General features: G+C 66.4%; 24 protein-coding genes. 5 read left to right on the top strand and 19 right to left on the bottom strand.

Annotation, left to right across the window (positions count from 1 at the left end; genetic code table 11):
* Positions 1–64: 64 nt before the first annotated feature.
* From EGT29_RS28540 to EGT29_RS24640, 3 genes are all read right to left on the bottom strand, one after another.
* Entirely contained in the window at positions 65–337 is a 273-nt protein-coding gene (locus EGT29_RS28540; protein WP_161567957.1) for a hypothetical protein, read from the bottom strand.
* Between the two features lie 837 nt (positions 338–1,174).
* Positions 1,175–1,567 carry a hypothetical protein gene (locus EGT29_RS24645; protein WP_124691469.1) on the bottom strand — a complete coding sequence of 131 codons (393 nt, stop codon included), beginning with the start codon at positions 1,565–1,567 and terminating at the stop codon, positions 1,175–1,177.
* Positions 1,568–1,909: 342 nt separating this feature from the next.
* Entirely contained in the window at positions 1,910–2,830 is a 921-nt protein-coding gene (locus EGT29_RS24640) for a hypothetical protein (protein WP_124691468.1), read from the bottom strand.
* A gap of 253 nt (positions 2,831–3,083) precedes the next feature.
* On the opposite strand from EGT29_RS24640, the gene EGT29_RS24635 reads away from it, so the two are divergent.
* Both EGT29_RS24635 and EGT29_RS24630 read left to right on the top strand, forming a co-directional pair.
* Positions 3,084–3,395 carry a helix-turn-helix domain-containing protein gene (locus EGT29_RS24635; RefSeq protein ID WP_124691467.1) on the top strand — a complete coding sequence of 104 codons (312 nt, stop codon included), beginning with the start codon at positions 3,084–3,086 and terminating at the stop codon, positions 3,393–3,395.
* A gap of 195 nt (positions 3,396–3,590) precedes the next feature.
* On the top strand, positions 3,591–3,797 hold the full coding sequence (locus EGT29_RS24630; protein ID WP_124691466.1) for a cold-shock protein: 207 nt from the start codon (positions 3,591–3,593) through the stop codon (positions 3,795–3,797).
* A 68-nt stretch (positions 3,798–3,865) separates the two neighbouring features.
* Here EGT29_RS24630 and infA read toward each other — a convergent pair whose 3' ends face one another.
* Positions 3,866–4,129 (bottom strand): translation initiation factor IF-1, encoded by a 264-nt coding sequence (gene infA / locus EGT29_RS24625; protein WP_124691465.1) that lies wholly within the window; start codon positions 4,127–4,129, stop codon positions 3,866–3,868.
* Positions 4,130–4,332: 203 nt separating this feature from the next.
* Between infA and EGT29_RS24620 the strand changes: the two genes are divergently transcribed.
* Positions 4,333–5,571 carry an MFS transporter gene (locus tag EGT29_RS24620; protein WP_124691464.1) on the top strand — a complete coding sequence of 413 codons (1,239 nt, stop codon included), beginning with the start codon at positions 4,333–4,335 and terminating at the stop codon, positions 5,569–5,571.
* A gap of 24 nt (positions 5,572–5,595) precedes the next feature.
* On the opposite strand, the gene EGT29_RS24615 is transcribed toward EGT29_RS24620, so the two are convergent.
* The 9 genes from EGT29_RS24615 to EGT29_RS24575 all read right to left on the bottom strand — a co-directional run bounded on the left by EGT29_RS24615 (position 5,596) and on the right by EGT29_RS24575 (position 13,385).
* The gene (locus EGT29_RS24615; protein WP_124691463.1) at positions 5,596–6,018 is read right to left on the bottom strand and encodes a hypothetical protein; all 423 of its coding nucleotides are present in this window, start codon (positions 6,016–6,018) and stop codon (positions 5,596–5,598) included.
* Between the two features lie 8 nt (positions 6,019–6,026).
* Entirely contained in the window at positions 6,027–7,187 is a 1,161-nt protein-coding gene (locus EGT29_RS24610) for a DUF1501 domain-containing protein (RefSeq protein WP_124691462.1), read from the bottom strand.
* 4 nt (positions 7,188–7,191) lie between these two features.
* Positions 7,192–8,598 carry a DUF1800 family protein gene (locus EGT29_RS24605; RefSeq protein ID WP_124691461.1) on the bottom strand — a complete coding sequence of 469 codons (1,407 nt, stop codon included), beginning with the start codon at positions 8,596–8,598 and terminating at the stop codon, positions 7,192–7,194.
* A gap of 114 nt (positions 8,599–8,712) precedes the next feature.
* On the bottom strand, positions 8,713–8,997 hold the full coding sequence (locus EGT29_RS24600) for a BrnA antitoxin family protein (protein WP_124691460.1): 285 nt from the start codon (positions 8,995–8,997) through the stop codon (positions 8,713–8,715).
* Positions 8,998–9,198: 201 nt separating this feature from the next.
* Positions 9,199–9,537, bottom strand: coding sequence for a hypothetical protein (locus tag EGT29_RS24595; RefSeq protein WP_124691459.1), 339 nt, complete (start codon positions 9,535–9,537; stop codon positions 9,199–9,201).
* 75 nt (positions 9,538–9,612) lie between these two features.
* Positions 9,613–10,821, bottom strand: a complete 1,209-nt coding sequence (locus EGT29_RS24590; protein WP_124691458.1) for a CaiB/BaiF CoA-transferase family protein — start codon at positions 10,819–10,821, stop codon at positions 9,613–9,615.
* Positions 10,818–11,603 carry a crotonase/enoyl-CoA hydratase family protein gene (locus EGT29_RS24585; protein WP_124691457.1) on the bottom strand — a complete coding sequence of 262 codons (786 nt, stop codon included), beginning with the start codon at positions 11,601–11,603 and terminating at the stop codon, positions 10,818–10,820. Before EGT29_RS24585 ends, EGT29_RS24590 begins: the two co-directional genes overlap by 4 nt.
* A gap of 5 nt (positions 11,604–11,608) precedes the next feature.
* Positions 11,609–12,400, bottom strand: a complete 792-nt coding sequence (locus EGT29_RS24580) for an enoyl-CoA hydratase-related protein (protein WP_161567956.1) — start codon at positions 12,398–12,400, stop codon at positions 11,609–11,611.
* A gap of 1 nt (position 12,401) precedes the next feature.
* Positions 12,402–13,385, bottom strand: a complete 984-nt coding sequence (locus EGT29_RS24575) for a tripartite tricarboxylate transporter substrate binding protein (protein WP_124691455.1) — start codon at positions 13,383–13,385, stop codon at positions 12,402–12,404.
* A gap of 188 nt (positions 13,386–13,573) precedes the next feature.
* Between EGT29_RS24575 and EGT29_RS24570 the strand changes: the two genes are divergently transcribed.
* Positions 13,574–14,440, top strand: coding sequence for an IclR family transcriptional regulator (locus EGT29_RS24570; protein ID WP_161567955.1), 867 nt, complete (start codon positions 13,574–13,576; stop codon positions 14,438–14,440).
* On the opposite strand, the gene EGT29_RS24565 is transcribed toward EGT29_RS24570, so the two are convergent.
* The 5 genes from EGT29_RS24565 to EGT29_RS24545 are packed head-to-tail and all read right to left on the bottom strand — an operon-like array spanning position 14,424 to position 18,675.
* Entirely contained in the window at positions 14,424–15,395 is a 972-nt protein-coding gene (locus EGT29_RS24565; RefSeq protein WP_124691453.1) for a tripartite tricarboxylate transporter substrate binding protein, read from the bottom strand. The two genes, EGT29_RS24570 and EGT29_RS24565, sit on opposite strands and share 17 nt — an antisense overlap.
* A 41-nt stretch (positions 15,396–15,436) precedes the next feature.
* Positions 15,437–16,384, bottom strand: a complete 948-nt coding sequence (locus EGT29_RS24560; RefSeq protein WP_124691452.1) for an SMP-30/gluconolactonase/LRE family protein — start codon at positions 16,382–16,384, stop codon at positions 15,437–15,439.
* Entirely contained in the window at positions 16,368–17,168 is an 801-nt protein-coding gene (locus tag EGT29_RS24555; protein ID WP_124691451.1) for an SDR family NAD(P)-dependent oxidoreductase, read from the bottom strand. Before EGT29_RS24555 ends, EGT29_RS24560 begins: the two co-directional genes overlap by 17 nt.
* 40 nt (positions 17,169–17,208) lie before the next feature.
* Complete coding sequence (locus tag EGT29_RS24550; RefSeq protein ID WP_124691450.1) at positions 17,209–17,760, bottom strand: carboxymuconolactone decarboxylase family protein; 552 nt, start codon at positions 17,758–17,760, stop codon at positions 17,209–17,211.
* Between the two features lie 45 nt (positions 17,761–17,805).
* Positions 17,806–18,675 carry an amidohydrolase gene (locus EGT29_RS24545; RefSeq protein WP_124691449.1) on the bottom strand — a complete coding sequence of 290 codons (870 nt, stop codon included), beginning with the start codon at positions 18,673–18,675 and terminating at the stop codon, positions 17,806–17,808.
* Between the two features lie 107 nt (positions 18,676–18,782).
* On the opposite strand from EGT29_RS24545, the gene EGT29_RS24540 reads away from it, so the two are divergent.
* Positions 18,783–19,682, top strand: coding sequence for a LysR family transcriptional regulator (locus EGT29_RS24540; RefSeq protein ID WP_124691448.1), 900 nt, complete (start codon positions 18,783–18,785; stop codon positions 19,680–19,682).
* A 9-nt stretch (positions 19,683–19,691) separates the two neighbouring features.
* Here EGT29_RS24540 and hmpA read toward each other — a convergent pair whose 3' ends face one another.
* On the bottom strand, positions 19,692–20,870 hold the full coding sequence (hmpA, locus tag EGT29_RS24535) for an NO-inducible flavohemoprotein (protein WP_124691447.1): 1,179 nt from the start codon (positions 20,868–20,870) through the stop codon (positions 19,692–19,694).
* Positions 20,871–21,012 lie beyond the last annotated feature (142 nt).

Genomic DNA, 21,012 nt, shown 5'->3' with positions numbered 1-21,012 from the left:
TAGGGGAAAAGCACCTCTAAAGCGCCTTCGGAGTATAGGCATGCTTCGAGGTGGCTCGGCGCCCTTATTCGCACTGAGTCGATTGAGGTAGATGAAACTGGTGCTGCTTCACTTCACTGATTGGGATGCCTTCATCCTCCGCAGCGCGGGCGGCGTAGAGCTCGGCAAATGTTCCTTCTAGATATTCGATGTCGAAGTCGCTAGGTGCGAATTGCCACGTTTCGTCCGTGAATGAGTCATTTCTTTTGGATTTCGTCCGGGCAATGGCGGCTTGCCTGCATTGGTTACGACGACCTGCCCCAATCTCCTGAACGCCGCGCTTAACGCGGCGATCCATCCTTAGGCTGTGGTCCTCGAGTGCGCGCGCACCTGCTGTTCGCCGGGGCTCGCTGAAGTGGTCCCGAAGCGTGCTTTAGAGAAAAACAACGAGAGTAGCTATCTAGGCGCGCGGCAGCGAGGACGCTGGCACTTTTACAATGCCCCATAGAGCCGGATTTCCTACCTCGATATTCAGCCACCATACGGCGACTATCGCAGTGGAGAGTACGACGACGTTGCGGCACAGCTTTTCTGGTGTGTCATCTACCGAGGTGACCATTGCCGTCTCCAAATGAGATTTGCAGCAAGGTACATCAACTTTCCGTGTTGGGGGATAGCAAGGCCGTTAACTTCGAGCTTGTCTCACGGCTTCAACAGATCACATTCTTTCGTTGCGTCTCTTAATAGAGGTGCTCCGGGCAGGGCCAGCCCCATGGCGCAGCCCCGATGCTGTCCGGGGCCGGTGTGGCGCCGTCACTCTCTGGCTGGAAGGCATCATGAACTAACCAACGAATCCCGTGTTGCTGCGGAGCGTAGCGTACATCTGCGCGCGAATCGACGGCCATGCAGTACCATCCGCCATGCGCAATCCTCCGATGTGACGTTGCACTTGCACAGCGAGGAAGTCACGCCGTTAGCCGCTGGGGGTTATGGTGTGATGTCGGTGTCGCTAGGTATCGTCCCTCACGCCCGGCCAAGCGCGAGCGATGGCGCAGTCGTTGTTGGCCGCTGCCGATAGTGCGGGCGGTGCGCCGGTTGCGGAACCGCCCCTGCAACCTAGTTCCACGAAGTCGGAGCCTGGGCGCTCGAAGCGAGCTAGGAGCGCGGCGGCGTGAGGTGCCTATGACCTGCCAGGCTACGTTCCTTGCGCTTCCTGTATTAGTTTGCGTAAGCCATGCAGGGCGTAGCTGAGTTCGGATTGAACGTCGTCAATGCCGCGTTGCCATTCTGATGATTTTGGGTTGGCGTCTACGCGCAAGCGAAAGCTTGCCGACGCAGAACGGATTGCGGGGCCATAGAAGCAACGCTCAAGCTCCGTTGGCTCTTGCCTGCTCCCCGAGAGTGTTCCATGTTTCGCGGCTTGTTTGATAGCTCCCTTGGTAAGACGAAGCCGTTCTTGAAGCGAGGTGGCATCGTCCCGAGTTATGCCCGGTCTGGCTGAAGTATCCGCAATAGATTCAAGTTCATCATGGAATGCTTGCAATGCGCGTTCAATTGCAAGGGCTTCGATGATATCAACGGTGTGCACCGGCTCTCCATTCGATGTTGGGTGTGTTACGAACACGGCTTACACGGTGTAAGACTTATACCGTGTAAGCGCAAAAGCGCCGCACAAGTATGGCCGAAAAAAAGTTGATACGGCGAGGGCTTAAGCTGGGGGCCCCTGGAAGAAGCGGCCGGATAGGGGGAGTTCGAATCCCGCACTGTCTCTAGTCACGAGGCCCCCTATGGGGGGTGATAATAATTCCCCCGTTGAAACCCGCATGGTTGCTGGATTTCGTCTGTTTTGAGACTGCTCCGTGGCTACGTGGGAGGGGCAGCTGTGAACGGAAGAAGGGGGTTATAGGTTCGGTTCGCTTCAGAGGCGATGTTACAAATCAGCGACATCAGGCCCCTCGGCATTGGCTGATTGTCGGGTGAAGCCATGAGCGTGAAACGTGCGATGCACCGTATCCAGCGTCGCCGCGTCTCGACAAATTTCGGCAAGGCCGATTGCCGCGGTATAGGAAAGGGCCGTTGACCATCGGAGGATCTGCCGCGCCCGAACCGGGTGTGGATCTCTTCCAACGTGCTCGTACGCCAAGCGTAAATGTATCTGGCGCGAGCCTCCGTGCGTGAAGTCGTGGAGTGCGCCTATGATCGCTACAGCGTTCTGCAGCAATACGCTGATAGGGCTCTCAGGCATTGAGAGCACGAAGTTTTTCACTTTCCCAATCGCAGGCAGTTCTTCCTTGCCTTTCAGGACCTTCTGTAGCGCCGGGGTGTCCGGTGCATGGAGAAGCCAAACTGCGCGTAAGCATGCCTCCAACTGTGGGCGGAGCAAGGCCGTCGCTGAAGCGAGTTGCGCCGCCGAGATCAACACGTGGACCGACTGGCTATGTTCGAGAGATAGATCAAAGAGTGCTGCTGCCCTTCGGGTGCGTGCGTTGCTCTCACGCAATATCTGCCCGTCCAACAGCCTGGTGCAATCTTTCATCCAGGCAAGGGTCTGCTCTAAGGTCTCTGAGAGCCGTTCGTCAGCATCTCGTGTCACATGGCCTCCGCTCGTGAGTGCCGCAGATCGGAGCATGGTAGGGGCAAAGCTTGGCAGGGTGTTCACCAGCTCTGGGTGAGTGACGGCATTCTTGACGGTATGTGGTGCATCCTCCAATGGGAGGTGCCAATAGTGGCGCGGCCAAGCGGCGTTAGTTCGATTCCTTTCACCCACCAACCACCAGATTAGTCGTCTACACATATCCGGGCCCGCATCGCTTTCTGCGCTGCGAGCTTCTTGCCGGCCGTGGCGTTCCATTGCACGCTCCACCCAGCACGATTCGTGTTCCCCCTCTCGGATTTCGAACCAGCGGGGCTGCGCCGCGAAACAGCCTTCCTTGCTAGTGTTGACCCAGGGTCAGGTGCTTGATGCCGGGCGCGGTAACAAGCGGACCCAAGGGGTTTCCCGGTCATAGCAAAAAAGAGATAAAATTCATGGTGTGGAAGGTGGTGCTATTACCCCAAGCGGCCGTTGAATTGACGGCCTTACCTGTACGGAAAGAAGCCCCGCGATGAGCGACCTCGAAAAACTCAAGCGCCGCCTGCTTGCAGATCCGGACGTGAAAGCGGAATACGAAGCTCAGGCGCCGGAGTTCGCCTTGGCGCGAGAATTGATCGCGGCCCGGGTACGCGCCGGCTTGACCCAAGACGAGGTGGCAGAGCGCATGCATACCACGCAGTCCACGGTTGCTCGTCTGGAAAGTGGCCGGTCCATGCCATCCATGCGTACGTTGACCCGCTATGCCGCGGCCACGGGTACGCGCGTCGCCGTGCGTTTGGAGTCTCCAGACCCGAAGCGCGGCAGGAGGCCCACCGTTGTCTGAGTCAGATGGAAAGCTTCCTGATACAGCCGATTTGACATCTCGAGCTTTCCAGTCCATAGTCCGCCAGCCACGGCCTTCAAGAGTCGTAATCCAGGTCAGTCAAAGTCCACGATAGCGGTCTTCGTCGTTCCCATTTCTTCCTTGAGTGTCGTGTGTTGACGGGAAATCCGTTTTTTTTATCACCAAGGAAATGACATGGAACAAACAGGCATCGTCAAGTGGTTCAACTCCGAGAAGGGCTTCGGCTTCATCGTGCCGGACGCGGGCGGCAAGGATCTGTTCGCGCACTTTTCGGAAATCCAGGGCAGCGGCCACCGCTCCCTCGAAGAGAACCAGCGCGTGAGCTTCATTCCCGGCCAGGGCGCGAAAGGCCCGGCCGCGACCAAGATCAAGGTGCTCTAAGCTTGCGCAAGCAGGCTGACTGAAAGCCAACAGCTCCCTCGGGAGCTGTTTTCATTTGGACGACCGCTTTACCTTTTCCGGGGCTTGGGGCCGGGGGCGGCGGCGGGACGTCCCGCGATATGGCGGAACGTGATGCGGCCCTTGGTCATGTCGTAGGGGGACATCTCTAGCGTGACGTCGTCGCCCGCCAGGACGCGGATGTTGAATTTACGCATCTTTCCGCCGGAATACGCCGTGATTTCAAAGCCGTTTTCCAGCGTGACCCGGAACCGTGAGTCAGGCAAGACCTCGTTGACCACGCCACGCATTTCGATCAAATCTTCCTTGGGCAAACTGCTCGCTCCTAAATGGGTCTGGCGAAAGCCTGTGACCCGGTGGTGGGCCATGTTGCCCTGTTTGCCGCAATTGGGCAACCGCCGCGATCCACGCAGATCGTCAGGAACCTTAGCGGTATCATGAAAGGCAAACCCCCGGATCACCGGGCGGGACGCCGCTTTCCCCTGGCATCCCCGACAAGCGCGACGCAAGAGACTCGATGACAAGCACCGCACCGGCTTGGCTGATGCCTGTAGTGGCCATTTGCATTTTGCAGACAATTTCGTCGTTTTTGACCCGACTCATTCCCATTATCGCGCCGGCCATGTCCGCGGAGTTCGGCTGGAGCGGCAGTTCCATCGGTTACCTGACCGCCAGCAATTCGATGGGGGGACTGGCCATCCTGCTGGCGGGCTCCGCCCTGCTCAAGCAGGTTGGCGGGATGCGCACCCTGCAACTGACGCTGTCGCTGGGGGCCGTCTGCCTGGCGTTCCTGCTGTATCCCAGCCTGGGCGTCGCGCTGGCCGCGTGTTTTGCCATGGGATTGAGCAATGGCGCCGCCAACCCGGCCGGCAGCGAGGTCCTGCAAAGATTCTCCCCGCCGGGCAAGCGCAACCTGATGTTTTCGATCAAGCAGGCCGGGGTGCCGCTGGGCGGCGTGATGGCGGGGCTGCTGGTGCCCGCCGTGGTGGCGCTGGCGGGCTGGCGCATCGCGCTGCTGGCCTGCGCGGTGGTCGTATTGCTGCCCATCGCGCTGACCTGGCGGCTGAGCGCCGGCCTGGACGAGATCCCCGAGCGCACGGGCCGCTCCTTCCCCGTGCCGACGTGGCGGTCGCTGCGGACCCTGGGCGTGCCCCTGGCCTCGCTGATGCACAACCGCGGCCTGCTGAAGATTTCCGTCGTCGGCAGCCTGTTCGCCGTATCCCAGAGCTGCTGGTTCACGTTCACCGTGGTCTATCTGGTGGACGGGCTGGGTTATTCCCTGGGGCGGGCCGGCATGGTCTTCGCGGTCATGCAGGCGGGCGGGGTGATCGGCCGTATCGCGCTGGGCTGGCTGTCCGATTATCTGCGGTCGGCCACCGCGGTGCTGTCGATCGCGGCCGTGCTGTCGGCGGTGACGACGGCGCTGCTGGGTCTTACCAGTCCGGCGTGGCCGCTATGGGCGGCGCTTCTGCTGGCGTTCGTGGCGGGATGCTCGGCCGCGAGCTGGAACGGCGTGCAGATCGCCGAAGTGGCGCGCCGTTCGCCGCCGCACATGATTTCGGAAACCGCCGCGGGGTCCAGCATCCTGGTCAACCTGACCAACATGGTCGCGCCCACGCTGTTCGCGATATTCGTCTCGGCCGGTGGGGGCTATGGCGTTGCCTTCATCTGCGCCGGGGCGTGTTCGCTGCTGGTGCTGGCTTGCCTGCCGCGTGACCGGGGCGAGGCCGGCGCACAGGAAGGTCGGGCGCGCTAAGGGACGTCCCCGCCGCCGTAGCGGTCAACCCAAGGTACCCCGCCGTGTTCGCCGGGCACGTGGCTGGGGCGCAACGCCTAGGCGCGGGTCGCGCGCCCTGGCGAGTTCTGCCAGTCTGGCCGCGGTGGTTTCGAACTCCGCGTGGTCCTGGGGCAGGTACAGCCACTTGCCCAGCACCGCGTGGGGCCGCAGCGCCGGCTCGTCGTCGATCAACGCCGCGTGCCGGTCCTTGGACGTGCACACCAGCAGGCCGCTCCAGGGATCGCCCCGGTCCGCCACCACCAGGCACAGCAGGTCGTCCAGGTAGGCGGCGAGGCAGCCGAACATGCGCTTGCTGGAATAGCCGGCATCCCGTTCCAGCGGCTCGAATATCCATAGCAGCGAGTTGCGCGGCGCGGCGGCTTGCCGGCGGGGTGGCGCGAAAGGGACGGGGCGGTCCTTGGGCATGGGTGGGGCTAACTCGTCAGCAGTCCCGGCAGCCTTCCTGCCGCCGTCTGTCCAGGATACAGCGTTTGCAGCGTACGCCCCGGGTCCAGCGCGAAGCACTCGGCGGCCGTGGCGGCGATCAGCGTGGGCAGGCCGAGGGTGGGCCGCAGGTCGCGCGCTTCCAGAAGCTGGGACGGACCCAGCCCCGGCCAATCGGCGATGACGCGGCCGCCCCGGACCGCGCCGCCGACCAGCATGGCGGCGGAGCCCGTACCGTGGTCGGTGCCGCCGGTGCCGTTGACGGCGGCGGTGCGGCCGAACTCGGTGGCGACCAGGACGACGGTCCGGGTCCAGGCATCGCCCAGGTGTTCCTTCAACGCGGCCAGCAGCGCGTCGAGGTTCTTCAACTGCGCGGCCAGCCGGGCGTTCTGGCCGGCATGGGTATCCCAGCCCCCTGTCTCCACCATGGCGATGCGCGGACCGTCGGGGCGCTTCAGGAACGTGGCGGCCAGCTTGCCCAGTTCGGCGGGATTCTGCCGGGTCCGGCCGGGGCCCGCCATGTCGCGCGCTTCCAGGGCGGCGTCCCACAGCGTGTGCAACTGGGCATCGGGTTCATACAGTTGCTGGACGCGCAGCAGCAGGTCGTCCGGCGGCGCGGGCAGGGCGGACGGCGCGTACGACGCAACCCGCCCCTGGCCGCGCAGCGCCAGCGGAACGGTGGGGGCCAGGGCGATCGCCTCGGCATCTTTAAGGCCGGGCAGCATGCCCAGCAACCGGTTCAGCCATCCGTCCTTGCGCTGGTAGGGGCGGGTGCCGCCGGTCTCCAGCACGTTCTGGCCGTCGAAGTGCGAACGTTCCCGGTAAGGCGACGCGACGGCATGCAGGAACAGCGCCTGTCCGGCGCGGTAGAGTTCGCCGGTGGCCGCCAGCGCGGGATGCAGGGCGAAGCTGCCGTCCAGCCGTATCGCCTGCGCGGGATCGATGGCCAGTTCGCGCCGAAGCCCGGCATAGGCGGGGTCCGCGTAAGGAATCACGGTGTTCAGGCCGTCCGCCGCCCCGCGCTGGATGATGAAGACGAAGCGCCGGTCGGTCTCGGCCCGCGCGAACAGCACGCGCGGCGCGAATGCCGTGGCGGCCGCGGCAAGCGCGGTCTGCTGGAGCCAGCGGCGCCGGGGATGGGCGATGGTCATGGCTTCATCTCCTCAGGAACTCGGGCGACACCAACAGCAGCGCCATCGCGGTGCGTCCGGATTCGGCGCGCGACAGCGCCGTGGCGGTGGCCTCGCCCAGTTGTCCGGGCAACAGCCGGGGCGCCAGCTGGCGCGCATCCATGCCGGCGTCCGGCAGGCTGGCCAGGCGGCCCGCCAGTTCCACGCGCCGCATCAGGGCGTCGGGGGCGGCCCAACTGCCCGCCACGTCGTCGTAGCCGGCGGGCGAACCGGGGCGCCACAGCGGCTGGCCCAACTGCTGCATCAGGGCCGCCACCCGCACGCCTTGCAGGTCGGTGCGGCCCAGCCCGCGCAGCGCGGACACCAGCCATTCCCAGGGCGTCTTGAACTTGGCGGGCGCGGGGCGCCAGGCCTCCGGGGACGCGATCAGCGCCTGGTAGACCGGCTTCAGTTCACCGTCGTGATCGCGGTAGGCGCGGGCCAGCCGCTCGACCACCGCGGGCGGCGGGTTGTCGGCCACGAAGTGGCGGGCGAGCTTGGTCGCCACGTGGCGCGCGGTGGCATCGGCGCGCGCGAAATCGCGGATGATGGCGGCGGCCTGCTGCTGCCCGGCCTGGCCGTAGCGGCGGCCGAGCACCGTGCGCGGGCCGGGCTCGTGGCGTTCGGCCTGGAACGCGTAGCCCGTGCCTTGGTCCAGTTCGACGCCGCGCCGGGGCGTGTCGGGCGCGCCCAGGCCGGCCACCGACCAGCCCGTCAGGGCGCGCGCGAACTCCGTCACGTCTTCCTGGCCGTAGCCGCTGCGCACGCCCAGTGTGTGCAGTTCCATGATCTCGCGCGCCAGGTTTTCGTTCAGCCCGCGCTGCTGTGCCGGATTGCGCCGCGTGGCGCGGGTCGCGGCCACGCTGCCGGGGCCGATCGACGCATTCTGGTTCAGGAACAGCAGCATCGCCGGATGGCGCTCCACCGCCAGCACCATGTTCTCGAAACGGCCGAGCACGTGCGGGCGGATGGCGTCGGCCTCGAAGCTGCCCGCCAGCATCGCGACGGCGGGATTCTCGGCCGAGATGGCGAAGTGATTGGCCCAGAAATGCACCAGCCGTTCGACGAAGGGCGTGGGCGCATCCAATGCCGACAGCGTGCGCATGTCGATGGCATCCAGGTAATGCTGGCGCTGCGCCTTGCGCAGGGCCTCGCGGGCGGGAGCCTGCTGGTCCGAGGGCGTGTCGCGTATTTCGCGCTGGCGGGCGACGGTGTCCCGGACCAGGTCGCCGGAGGCCGGCAGGGGGTCCCAGGCGGCCGGGCGAGGCTCGTAGCGGCCAAGCTGTTCCAGCAGCCACCGCCTGCCGTCGGCGGGCGCCGTGTCGTCGGGTCGCGTGCCCAGTCCGAAGCGGTTGAGGGCGATGCCGGGCATCGCGGGTTCGTGTACGGCCATGCCTGCTCCCAGGGGTCCTGCCGTTGGACCCGCCGTTTCACGATTCTTTCGCGGCGCGGGGTGTGGGGGTGTAAGCGCGTGTAAGGCCGGCTGGCTTCTCGCGGCCAAGCGGGGTCACGCTGGTTCGTGCGTCTCCAGCCATTCTTTCAGCGCGGTATCGACGCGTGTCTGCCAACCCGTGCCAGATGCCTTGAAGCGTTCCACGACCTCGCGCGAAAGCCGGATGGTGACCGGAACCTTGGTCGGGGTTTTTTGAGGACCACGCCGCCGGGTGCCGATTCTCTCCCGCAGGGATTCGGGAAGAACTTCGTGTGGGGAACCGAAGTGCTTCAGATCTTCCGCGCCAAGCTCCCGGGCTTCTCCGGAGTCATCGGTCAACGGCCGTTTGTTTCTGCTCATAGGCTCGGACCTCGCGAGAGTTGGCCTTGCGCAGGCTGATGATGCGCACGCCCGTTGGGATTTCCATCAACACTGCAACGTGCAGCCGATGGCGACGTATCGGATTTCTTCATAGTCCCGGCGAATATCGCGGGCGATCAGAGCCGTAAAGTCTGGCTAAGTGCGGGTAAAGCTCGCCGTGGACAGAAATGTCTCGACGGGTCAGTCTTGCTGCTGGTCGCACACCGCCTGCGCATCGGCATAGGGAACGACGGTTTCCGGGGCGGCCATCATGGTCGAGCCGCCCGCTGCGTGCCACTGTCGCACGGATTGGCCTTCCTGGTAGGACACGGCATAGACCCGGCCCTGGCACAGTTCGTCCAGGCGCTGGTCGAGACGGGCGCGCAGCGCCGAGGGGGAATCGCCGGGCTGGCCTACCACCCGGACGGCGCGCGCGCCCGGGCCCAGTTCCGTTTCGATCGCCTGCGGTTCGGCGGCGGCCGCGCTGGCGGCCAGGCAGCCGCCCCAGGCCAGCATGCGCCATGTCGTTCGTATCGTCATCCCGCGTCTCCTTGCCTGCGATGCGGAGCAACGATACGTGGGCTTGCCGCGGGCAGCAAGCCTGCCTGGTGTCGGTCAGGCGGAGCCGAACGCTCCGAGGCGATCGTAGTTGCGGATATCCTCGTCGGACATGCGAAGCATGTTCGTCAGCACGCTGGCGTTGTGCTCTCCCAGCGCGGGATTCGGCGATAGCGGCAACTGGTGTTGCCGGACGAAGCGCAGCGGCGAATGCGGCAGCGCGATCCGTCCCAGCACCGGATGGTCCATGTAATGCAGTGCGCCTCGCTGGTGCAGGTGCGGATCTTCGCTCAGTTCACGCAGGTCTCGGACGGGCGCCGCCGGGAAACGGTTACGCTGGGAGAGCCGGAAAATTTCTTCCTTGCCGTGCTGGCGGGACCACGACGAGATGAGTTCGTCGACTTCGTCGATGGCCTCGGCGCGTGCGCGGTTGCTGGCATAGCGGGAATCGTCCGCCAGTTCCGGACGGTCCATGGTGCGGGCCAGATTCCGCCAGTGCGCGTCCTTGACGCAAATGATGGCGACGTGGCCGTCCCGGGCCGGATAGACGTTGTAGGGGACCACCGACAGTCCGCCGTGCCGGTTGCCCGTTCGAGGCGCGGGCCGCCCCTGTTTGTGCATCATGCTCAGATTGGAAGCCAGCGTGTGGTAGCACATGTCGAACATGGCGGTCTCGACCGCGCAGCCTTCGCCCGTGCGCTCGCGCTGCAACAGGGCAGTCACGACGGCGCCGTACAGGTGCGCTCCGCCCAGGAAGTCGCTGACGGCGGCGCCGGCCTTCACCGGCGGGCCATCGGCGAAACCGGTCACCGACATCATGCCTCCGATCGCCTGGATGGTGAGGTCCATGGCCAGGACGTCGCGATAGGGGCCGGTCGATCCGTAGCCGCTGCCCGAGGCGTAGATCAGCCGGCGGTTGCGCGCGCACAGAGCGTCCGCGCCCAGGCCCAGCCTGTCCATCACGCCAGGCGCGAAGTTTTCCAGCAGCACGTCCGCCCGATCCACCATGCGCAGCAGCAGGTCCCTGCCGGCCTGGGTCTTCAGGTCCAGGGTCATGCCTTCCTTGTTGGCGTTCAGCATGGCGAAGGCCAGCGAGTTGCCTCCGGGCGCGTCGGCGCGGCTGCGCACGGAATCACCGCCGGGCGGCTCGATCTTGATGACTCTCGCGCCGCCAGTGGCAAGCAGAAAGCCACAATAGGGCCCTTGGTACACCTGTCCGAGGTCGAGGACGGTGATGCCTTCGAGAGGAAGATTGGCCGTCGTCACGTTGCCGTGCTCCGGGTGGCGGCCCGTTGCACGAGCTCGTGGTGATCGGGGGTGAAATGCGCCAGCGCCTGGAATGCCGCGGACATTTCCAGTATCGATTCGAGCCGGGCATGCTGTGATTCGCGCAGCAGGCGCTTGGCCATGCGCAGCGCGTGCGGAGGGTTGGCGGCGATGCGGCGGGCCAGGTCCCAGGCTGCCTCCATCAGGCCGTCAGCCGGGAGTACCTGGGAAACCAGTCCGCAGGCCAGGGCCTGGGTGGGATCGATGGTGTCGCCGGTGAAGATCATCTCGGCCGCGCGCGAGGGGCCGACGATCCGCTGCAGCAGCCATGCTCCGCCATCGCCCGGAATGATGCCCAGCTTAACGAAGCTCTCGGCGAACCGGGCGCGATCGCTGGCCAGGCGGATGTCGCACATGCACGCCAGGTCCAGCCCGGCACCCATGGCCGGGCCGTTGATCGCCGCGATGGTGGGGACCTCGAGTCCGTACAGGGCCTGGACGATGCGGTGGATGCCCTCCTTGTACCGGTAGCGTTCGTCGGCGGCAACGGCGCCGGGCGCGCAGATGCGCTGCCACATGTTCTTGACGTTGCCGCCGGCGCAGAAGGCGCTGCCGGCGCCGGTCAGGATCACGGCGCGGATTTCGCGGTCGGCGCCGACGCGTGCGCATGCGGCTTCGACCGCGGCATAGTGTTCCGGCCCGCTCAGCGCGTTGCGGGTGGCTGGCGCGTTCAGCGTCAGGACCGCCACGCCGTCGCGCGTCGCGATATCGATGAAGTCCATCTGGATCAATCTCCGGTGAAGGCGGGAGGACGGCGGTCGCGCCGGGCCGCGCGGGCCTCGGCGTAGTCGGACGATTGCCTGGCGGCATCGAGTTCGCGGTTCGCGCGATGCAGCGACTCGATGAATGTCTGCTGGGCGGCGTCGCGCAGCTGGTTCTTGATGACGGCCATCGAGCGAGGCGAGCAGTTGCGCGCCAGGTCTTCGGCGTACTCGCGCACCAGTGCGTCGAAGGCGTCGGCATCGGCGACGTGGCTGGCCAGTCCCATGTCGAGTGCCTGGGTGCCGCTGAACAGGCGACCCGACAGCAGGAGTTCGCGCGCGATGCCGCTGCCCAGCAAGGCGGGAAGCAGGTGGGCGATGCCGTATTCCCCGACCAGCCCCAGCCGCGAATACGGGAAGCCCAGCTTGGCGTCGCAAGTCGCCAGCCTGATGTCGCAGCACGCGGCAAGGACGAGCCCCACGCCTATCGCCGCGCCATGGATGGCGGCGATCACGGGTTTGGGCGACTCGAGCAGGTAGCCGAAGCGGAACTCCGCGAGACGAGCCGGACACGGCTGCCAGGAAAGCGGTGATTGCGTGCCTCCAGCAGTGTCGCGATCGGCGCCCGAGCAGAATCCCCGGCCCGCGCCTCGTATGATGATGACCCGGCATTGGGGCGAGTCGCTCGCGATGTCGAAGGCGGCCCGCAATTGCCGGTCCATCTCGACGGTCATCGCGTTGAGCCGGTCGGGCCGGTTCAGGGTCAGTGTGGCGACGGGTCCGGACAGATCGGCCTGCACGCAGGAGGAAGTTTCCATGTCAGTCGAAGGCAATGCCGATTTCCTTGACGACCTTTGCATAGGCAGGCACTTCCTCGTCGATCTGTTCCCGCAGCGCGATGCCGGGTAGAAAGCCGGGCGAGACGCCGATGGCGGTCAGTTCCTGGCGGGTCTTCGGGTCTTGCAGCGCGGCCTGCAGCAAGGCCTGGAGCCGGTCGATGACGGCATCTGGCGTGCCGGCCGGCGCGGACAGCCCCAGCCAGGTCGAAAACTGGTATTGGCGGGGTGCTTGATAGTCTTTCAAGGCCTGCTGGATGGTCGGGGCGTCCACCAGGTCGGGGGATGGTTCAGGATTCGTCACCGCCAGGACCTTGACCAGCTTGCCCTTGATGGCACCCTCGATGGTCGAGAGGCCGCCTATCATGAGATCGATGTGGCCGCCCGAGATATTGGTCAGGGCCTGGGCGGAGCCCTTGAACGGGATGTGGGTGATGCGGATGCCGGCATAGCGGTTCAGCACTTCCCCCGACATGTGGGCGCCGGTCCCCGTGCCCGGCGAGCCGTACGTCAGCTTGCCCGGATTCTGTTTCGCCAGATCGACGACTTCCTGCAGGGTGTTCGCCGGCAGGTCCTTGCGCGCGACGATCACGGTGGGAAGGGTGCAGAAGCGGCCCACGTGGCGAAAATCCTTCGTCGGTTCGAACGGGAGGTTCTTGAACAAGGCGCCGGAGGACGAGAGGGAGGATGAGCTGAGCAGCAGGGTATAGCCATCGGCCGGCGCCTTGGCGACGATTTCCGCGGAGATGTTGGCGCTCGCGCCGGGGCGGTTCTCGACGACGAACGACTGGCCCGCCAGGCGCGACATGGTCTGGGTGACGATGCGCGCGGGACCGTCGAGCGTGCCGCCGGCGGGGTAGCCGACGATGACCTTGATGGGGCGGTTCGGGTAGGGCTGCTGGGCGTGGGCCGGCAGGGTGGGGCCCAGGGCAAGCAACACCAGGGCCGTCAGGTACGGGCGTTTCATCGTGGTCTCCGTCCGGTTGCGAGGTTCGACCTTGTTTGCTCGGTCGATGTTTTGGGCGGAGTATAGGCAGCGCTGGAAAGGCCTCTCAATGACCCGATTCCACTTGCCGGAACGGTGCGCGGGCTGGCCTCGTGCTGGGAAGCCGCGCTTGGGGCTCAATGGCACGGTGCAACGAAGGGGAGCTATCCATGGAGAGTCGGCGGGCCGCGATGCGGGCCACGCGTAGCCACACCGAAGCGGCCGCGCAGGAGAAAACGAGCGCGTCGATGAACCGCTCGCTCGAGCGGGGACTGTGCATTCTGCGTTGCTTCCGGCCTGGTCTGGGCGCCTTGGGGAATGCCGAGGTCGCCGAGCGAACGGGCCTGCCCAAGGCCACGGTAAGCCGCCTGATGCAGACGCTCGCGCACGGCGGCTTTCTGAAGAAGGATCCGGTCCTGCAGACCTACAGGCTGTCGTTCTCGGTGCTTAGCCTTGCGCATGCGGTCATGCTCGACTCGCAGGTCGTGCACGAAGCGGTGCCCCTCATGCAGGCGCTGAGTGCCAGGCAGCACATCAACGTCGGCCTGTCCGTGCCGGACGAACTGGACATGGTCTATCTTCACGTGGCGCACGGCGATCGTTCGCGCCTTTCCCGGCGCATCGAACCCGGGCACCGCCGGCCGATGGAAACGAATGCCGTCGGCCGGGCGTATCTGGCCAGCCTGTCTCGTCGCCAGCGAGCCGGGCAACTGCTGCGCCTGAAGGCGCGCCATGAGCGCAACTGGCCTGCCGTCGCGGCCGAGATCGAGGCGAGCCTGAGGCGCTTCGAGGCCGAAGGCCATTGCTCCGTGGTCTGGGGCCACGGCACGGAATCGACCGCGATGCCGCTGATCATGGACGAGGGCACCTTCGTGCTCAACGTCAGCTACAGCATCGAGGAGTTCTCGAACCGGCACATACGGAGCGTATTGCTGCCAGCCCTGCACGAACTGGCCGAGGCGCTGCGTGCAAGGCTGGCCGGCTGCGTCAGGACTGCCGCAGCGGCAAGTTCAATGCGGCCTACTCGTCGGCCTTGATCCCTTCCGCCCGGATCAGGTCGCCCCACTTCTTGGCATCCTTGCGGCTCAGGTCGTCGAACTCCTTGGGCGTGGTGGGCGAGAGCTCGACCCCGCTCGATTCGGCATAGGCCTTCAGCTCGGGCGAGGCCAGCACCTTGCGGACTGCGGCGTTCAATGCGGCGACCTTGTCGGCCGGGGTTTTCTTGGGCGCGTACAGGCCGTACCAGTTGTTGGCGTAGACGTTGGGCACGCCCAGTTCGTCGAAGGTCGGGACGTCGGGCAGGAGCGGCGAGCGCTTGGGTGCGGCGATGGCGAGCGCCTTGACCTTGTTCGCCTTGATGTTGGACATCAGGCCCGAGATGTCGCCAATGAAACCGTCGACCTGTCCGCCTATGGTGTCGGTGATGGCGGGCGCCGCGCCCTTGTAGGGCACGTGCAGGATGTTGGCCTTGGTCGAGAGCTTGAGCTGCACGATGGCCATGTGGGGCATGCTGCCCACGCCGGACGAGGCCATGGTGGCTCCCTTGGCCGACTTGGCGTGGGCGACGAAGTCCTTGGCGGTCTTGCTGGCGCTGTCCGGGCCGACAACCAGTACCTCGGGCGTGGAAACCAGCAGGGAGACCGGCGCGAAGTCCTTGGCGGGATCGTAGATCAGCTTGGGGTACAGGGCGGGGTTGATCGAGATCGCGCCCACCGAGCTCAGGAACAGCGTCTGGCCGTCGGGCCGTGCGCGGGCCACCTGGCTGGCGGCGATGGCGCCGTTGCCGCCCGGCTTGTTCTCGATGACGACGGTCTGCTTGAGCTCTTTCTCGAGCTGGGTGGCGACGACGCGCGCGAGCGAGTCGGCGGGGCCCCCGGGCGGGAAGGCGACGACGATGCTGGTGACGGACTGGGCCTGCGCGCCGAAGGCGGCCAGTCCCAGCAGGGCCGCGGCGAGCGGCGCGAGGGCGTGGAAACGGGTCGGATGGAACATGGTGTTCTCCTTTATCGTTTTGGAGATCAGGGCGCGGGCGTTCAGCCGCCGGGGGCGCCCTGGGTATTGACGAACAACGAGTAGATCGACGTGCTGGACGCCATGAACAGGCGGTTGCGATGCTTGCCGCCAAAACACAGATTCGCGCAGCGCTCGGGCAGGGCGATGCGGCCCAGGAGTTCCCCCCGGGGCGAATAGACGCGGACCCCGTCGAGCTCGGGCGTGCCCATGCCCCAGCCGCACCAGAGATTGCCTTCGACGTCGACGCGAAAGCCGTCGGGCGTGCCGTCGGCGGCGTCGAACAGCACGCGCTGCGGGCCCAGCCGGCGGCCGTCGTCCGACGCATCGAACACCAGGACGTTGCGGGGGCGGGCGCGCGATTCGATCACGTACAACTGCTTCTCGTCGGGCGAGAAGGCCAGCCCGTTGGGGCCGTTGACCGTATCGCAGACCAGGTCGACCGCGCCGCTGTACGGGTCGATGCGATAGATGGCGGCGGGGATTTCCTGTTCGGCCTTCTCGCCCTGGTAGTAGCCGATGATGCCGAAGGGCGGGTCGGTGAACCAGATCGAGCCGTCGGATTTCACGACGACGTCGTTGGGCGAGTTCAGGCGCTTGCCCTGGTAGCGGTCGGCCAGCACGGTGATGCGGCCGTCGTGTTCGGTTCGGGTGACGCGGCGCCCCTGGTGCTCGCAGGTGACCAGGCGCCCCTGGCGGTCGCGCGTGTTGCCGTTCGCATGGCCGGACACGGGCCGCCAGACATGTGCCTGCCCGGTGATTTCGTCCCAGCGCATGATGCGGTCGTTGGGCACGTCGCTCCACAGCAGGTAGCGGGCATCGCCGAACCAGACCGGCCCTTCGGCCCAGCGGCATCCCGTGGCCAGGCGCTCGACCGCCGCCAGCGGCAGCGTGAGTTTCTCGAAGCGCGGATCCAGCGCGATGACGGCCGGATCGGGATAGCGCACGGGGGCGTCAGTCGCAGCGCGCACTCATGCCTCCGTCGACCACGATCTCGGTGGCGGTGATGAAGCGGGCTTCGCTGGACGCCAGGAACAGCGCGGCGTTGGCGGTGTCCAGGCCGTCGCCCATGAAGGGCAGCGGGATGCGCGACTGCCGCTGCGCCAGCAACTGCTCCACGTCGCCGCCCGCGCGCTGCCCGGCCAGCCGGACTTCGACCATGGGGGTGTGCATCTGGCCCGGAATGACGGTGTTGCAGCGGATGTTCTTCTTGGCATATTCCAGCGCCACGACGCGCGACAGCTGGATGACGCCGGCCTTCGCGCTGGAATAGCCGACCTGGGCCGAGCCGGTCCAGCGCGTGCCCGAGGTCGAGGCGATGTTGACGATGGCGCCGCCGCCCTGCTCCTCCATCAGCGGCAGCACATGGCGGCAGCCCAGATAGACGCTTTTCAGGTTGAAGTCGATCTGCGCGTCCCACGCCGCTTCGTCCAGGTCCACCGGGCCGCCCTTGCGCGAGCCGCCCACGTTGTTGACCAGGATGTCCACGCCGCCCCAGGTGTCGACGCAGGCGCGCACCATGTCGCGGACCTCGTCCGACGAGGTGACGTCGCAGCGCCAGATGGCGATCTCGCCGCCGATTTCGCGCACGCGGGCCACGGTTTCTTCCATGGCCGCGGGATCGCGGTCGACGGCGAAGACGCGTGCGCCTTCCTGCGCGAAACGGTATGCGATGGCGCGGCCGTTGCCCCAGCCGGGGCCGACGCTGCCCGCGCCGGTGACGATCGCTATCTTGCCTTGCAGGCGGCCAGTCATGATGGGTATCTCGTTCGTGATGATGATGATCGGAAAGGCATCAGCGCCCGAATTCGACGGTGCTGCCGTCGGGCGTGGGGATGTCGAAGACGCTCAGCGTCATCGAGATCAGGGTGTAGTAGCCGGCCATGCCGACCAGGTCGACGACGCCGTCCTTGCCCAGGACCTCCAGGGCCTCCTGGTAGAGCGCGTCCGGGACTTGCCGCGTTTCCACCAGTTCGCGCACGAAGCGGTAGACGACCGACTCGTCGCGCTGGGCGAACACGGGCGTGGCGCCGGCGCGGATCTGCTCGGCCACGTCCGCGTCCAGCCCTGCCTTCAGGGCGATGGGATGGTGCGCCCACCATTCGAAGGGGGCGCGCCACAGCGCGGCCATGGTCAGGATGGCCAGTTCGGACAGGCGCGGCGGCAGGCTGGAGTCGTAGCGGCAATACTGGCCCAGGGCCTGCGCGTGTTCGGCCAGGCCGGGGCGGTGCAGCCAGATCGCCAGCGGCCCGCGCACCTTGCCGCGCGGGCCCGAGGCGATGGCGTCGTAGACGCGGCGCTGGTGTTCGGACATCTGTTCGACGTCGGGGGGATTCAGTCTAGGCATGGTCGGGTCTCCTGGAGTTCTGGGCGCAGTGGAACATGCGCCGCGTCATGGCGCGAACCGGAACAGCGCGTGCGGGTTGTCCGCCAGGATGCGCTGGCGCGTGGCCGCATCGGGGCACAGCCGCAGGAAGGTGTTCAGCAGTTCGCCGTCGTCGGGCATGTCGCCGTGCACGTTCGGATGCGGCCAGTCGGTGCCCCATAGCAGGCGCTCGGGCATGGCGTCCAGCAGCGCCGACACCAGCGGTTCGGCATCCTGGAACGGCCGCTTGCCGCTGCTGGACGTGCGGTCCAGCCCGGAGATCTTCACCCAGGCGCCGGGATGGTCGCGCAGCGCGAGCAAGGCCCGGAAGGCCGAACCCTGGGTGCCTTCGGCGGCGGCCACGCGTCCCATGTGATCGATCACGAATGGAACGGGCAGCGTCCTGAGCCTGGGCAGCAAGCCTTCGAGCGAGGCCTGGTCCGAATGGATGCAGACGTGCCAGCCGAAGGGCGCGATGCGGGGCACGATCCGCGCCAGTTCGTCCCAGCCGGCGTTGGCCAGGTGAGCCACGAAATTGAAGCGCACGCCGCGCACGCCGCGCCGGTCGAGTTCGGCGATGCGGGCCTCGTCGGTGGCCGGATCCAGCAGGGCGATCGCCCGGTACTGGCCCGCGCCGCGATCCAGTGCATCGAGCGTGACCGACAGGTCGTAGCCGTGGCAGCCCGGATGCACGATGATGCCGCGCTCGAAGCCCAGCCGCCGGTGCAGATCGCGCAGCCGTTCGAAGGGCGCGTCGGGCGGCGTATAGGGACGGTCGTCGGCGTAGGGGAAGACGCCGGCGGGGCCGAAGACGTGGAAATGGGTGTCGCAGGCGTGCTTGGGCAGGGGCTCGGCAGGAGGCGTGATCTCGGCCAGGGGAGGTGCGCAGTCGGGCATGGTGGGGGTGCGATAAACGTCAACCCCGCATCATGCGCAAGCCCCCGGGGCCGAGCAATGCGCCCAGCCTGACTTCTGATATAGGAAAAACGTATACCATTGCATCCATGGACCTCCGGCAACTCCGCTACTTCATCGTCGTCTGCGAAATGCGCAGCCTTTCCCGCGCGGGCGAGGTGCTGGGCGTCTCGCAGCCCTCGCTCAGCCGGCAGATCCAGTTGCTGGAAGCCGAGCTGCGCCACCATCTGCTGGTGCGCACCGGCCGGGGCGTCGAACCCACCGAGGCCGGGCTGCGGTTCCTGGAGCATGCCAAGACGCTCGATGCCATGGCCCAGCATGCCCGCCAGGACATGCGCGCCTTCCGCGCCGCCGCGCAGGACAAGGTCCGGCTGGGCATGCCGCACCGCGTGGCGCGCCGGATGGCGCCGGACATCGTGCAGTCGTTCCGGCGCCTGCATCCCGATGCCGCGCTGACGCTGGCCGAAGGCCTGAGTTCCGAGATGAATGAATGGCTGGTCAAGGGCAGGGTGGACCTGGCGCTGCTGTACGACCCGCCGTCCTCGTCCCTGCTGCGGTTCGAATCCATCTACCGGGAGGACCTGGTGCTGGCCTACGGCAAGGCCTGCCGGCCCGTGCCCCCGCCGCGCGTGCGCGCGAGGGACCTGGGCCGCTATCCGCTGGTGCTGCCCAGCGCGCCCAATACCATCCGCGCGCTGGTGGACCGCACCTGCCGCGAATTGAACGTGACGCTGGACGTCGTGGCCGAGGTGGACGTGGTGCATACCATCCTCGAGACCATGGCCAAGGAAGGCATGTTCACCATCATCCCGCGCTCGGCGCTGAGCGACATGGCGGGCCAGGATTTCCTGGCCTTCTCGTCCATTGCCGAGCCGGTCATCATGAACAACCTGACCCTGGCCACGCCGTCCAGCGGCCCGCTGCCTCCGTTGGCGGAGGCGACCGCGCAAATCATCCGCGGGCTGGAGATGAAACGGTTCTTCGAGTAGCGCGGGCTCTTACGCCATCGCTTCCGGCCCGAAGAACTCATACCGCGTCTGCGTCTCCGGCACGCCCAGTTCCTTCAGGTAGCGCTGGACGTTGCGCATGAACGGCTTGGGACCCAGGAAGTAGACGTCGACGTCGCGGTCCTGCGGCAGCCACTGCGCCAGTTGCTCCTTGGTCAGCAGGCCGACCGCATCGGGGCGCTGCGCCGTCTCGCCGGGTTCGTCGTAGCAGTAGAAACGCTTGAGCTGCGGGAACTTGCCCGCCGCGGCATCCACGTAGTCGCGGAAGGCGTGGACCGCCTGGTTGCGGGCGCAGTGGATGAAGTGGATCGCGCGCGAACCGCCCAGGGCCGCCTGCAGCATGGCCAGGGTGGGCGTGATGCCGACGCCGCCGCTGATCAGCACCAGCGGCTTGTCGCTGGCCTGCAGCGTGAAGTTGCCCGAGGGCGGGAAGAGTTCCAGCGTGTCGCCTTCGCCGATCCGGTCGTGCAGGTGGTTGGAGACGACGCCGTCGCCCTGGCGCTTGACGCTGATGCGGTACTCGCGGCCGTTGGGGGGCGCGGACAGCGAATAGTTGCGGCGCACTTCCTCGCCGTCGACGACCAGCTTCAGGCCGATGTACTGGCCGGGCTGGAAGTCCAGCAGCGAACCGCCGTCGGCGGGCACCAGGTAGAACGAGGTGATCTCCTCGCTTTCCTGTTCCTTGCGGGCGACGCGGAAGGCGCGCGAACCGCGCCAGCCGCCGGCCGCCTTCTCCTGGGTCGCGTAGCACTGTTCCTCGGCGCCGATCAGCAGCGTGGCCAGTTGCTGGTAGGCCGCGCCCCAGGCTTCGATGACTTCGTCGGTGGCGACGTCGGGGCCGAGCACTTCGCGGATGGCGCGCAGCAGGCACGTGCCGACGATGGGATAGTGTTCGGGCAGGATCTGCAGCCCGACGTGCTTGTTGACGATGCGGCCGACCATCCCGCCCAGGGGCGTGAGGTCGTCGATGTGGCGCGCATAGGCCAGCACGCCGTTGGCCAGCGCGCGCGGCTGGTCGCCGCTGGCCTGGTGGGCCTGGTTGAACAGGGGCCGGACCTCCGGGTACTCGGCCAGCATCAGGCGATAGAAATGGGTGGTCAGGGCTTCGCCGCCGGTTTCCAGCAGCGGGACGGTGGCCTTGACGATGGCTCGTTGTTGAGCGGACAGCATGGTATCTCCTGCAAGAGCGGCCGGCCGGGAAAGGGGACAGCCTTCGTTTTCCCTTATTCAAGATGCGTGCCAGGCCGATTCTCGCGGCGCTGCGCCATTTTCCATGCCTGGGAGTCATAATGACCTATAATCTTCATGTGTC

This window comes from Pigmentiphaga sp. H8 (genome assembly GCF_003854895.1).
Classification (GTDB): domain Bacteria; phylum Pseudomonadota; class Gammaproteobacteria; order Burkholderiales; family Burkholderiaceae_B; genus Pigmentiphaga.
This window is presented reverse-complemented; position numbering and strand designations above follow the sequence as displayed.